Below are 1,104 nucleotides of genomic sequence, written 5' to 3'. Positions count from 1 at the left end.
TTTGACTTTAAGCCTTTGACTTTAAGCTTCTAAAGCCTTTGAAGTTAAAGCCTTTGCCTTTGAAGCCAAACCCCAAAAAACCAAATCCCCCTCACTCAAACGCCGCAGCCGCCCGCTGCAGCCGATCCCTAACCCCATCCCACTCATGCCCCGCCGGCAAGGCCTCCACCACCAATAACGCATACCCCTCCCGATCCAGCCTGCGCAGCAGGCGATACAACTCCCGCGCATAAGCCTCGGCGCTGTCCGGCGCCGGCACCCAAACACAGCGCGGATCGGCCGCAGCCCGGTTGCCGACCCAGGCCACGCTGGCGTCCGCTGGCAGGTCCGCCAGCACCGCGGGCAACTCGGCCATCGACGACAGCGCCAGCGGCGTGTGCGGCGCGTAGTGCGCCTTGAGCGTGCCCGACGCGCGCGGCGCGGCGGCGTCCGGCGGCAGCGGCATGGCGCCCAGCACCGGCGCCATCATCGCCGCGGTGATTGCGCCCGGACGCAGCAGCACCGGGCCGATGCCCTGCTCCAGCCGCGACAGGTCGACGATGGTGGATTCGATGCCGACCTCCACGCCGTCGCCTTCGAGCACGAACACGCTGTCGCCGAATTCGTCGCGCACGTGCTGGGCGGTGGTCGGGCTGACCTGGCCGAACTTGTTGGCCGACGGCGCGGCGATGCCGCCGCGGCCGCGCTTGAAGCGCGCCAGCAGCGCCTGCGCCACCGGATGCGAGGGGCAGCGCAGGCCGATGCTGTCCTGCCCGCCCGCCACCGCCGCGGGGATGTGCGCGGCGCGCTTGAGGATCAGCGTGAGCGGGCCGGGCCAGAAGGCATCGATCAGGTCCTGCGCGGCGGGCGGCACGTCGTCGACCCAGTAGCTGATGTCGCCGCCGTCCACCACGTGCACGATGATGGGATGGTTCGAGGGCCGGCCCTTGGCGGCGTAGATGCGCGCGATCGCCTCGGGGTTCTCCGCGTCGGCGCCGAGGCCGTAGACGGTCTCGGTGGGAAAGGCGACCAGCTGGCCGGCTTCCAGCAGTCGGGCCGCCTGGTCAAGTTCGGCGGAGGTGGGCATGCGCGACATCGGCAAGTCTCTGAAGTGGTGGGAACGGC

At 69.4% G+C, this 1,104-nt stretch carries 1 protein-coding gene; it reads right to left on the bottom strand.

Features of this window, described 5'->3' with window-relative positions:
- Nucleotides 1-91 precede the first annotated feature (91 nt).
- Nucleotides 92-1,075, bottom strand: a complete 984-nt coding sequence (locus tag K206_RS0121375) for an L-threonylcarbamoyladenylate synthase (protein WP_020204431.1) — start codon at nt 1,073-1,075, stop codon at nt 92-94.
- Between the last annotated feature and the right edge of the window lie 29 nt (nt 1,076-1,104).

The sequence above is a fragment of the Cupriavidus sp. WS genome (assembly GCF_000395345.1).
GTDB classification, from domain to species: domain Bacteria; phylum Pseudomonadota; class Gammaproteobacteria; order Burkholderiales; family Burkholderiaceae; genus Cupriavidus; species Cupriavidus basilensis_B.
Note: the sequence above shows the minus strand (reverse complement) of the source record. Positions and strands in the feature narration are given on the sequence as shown.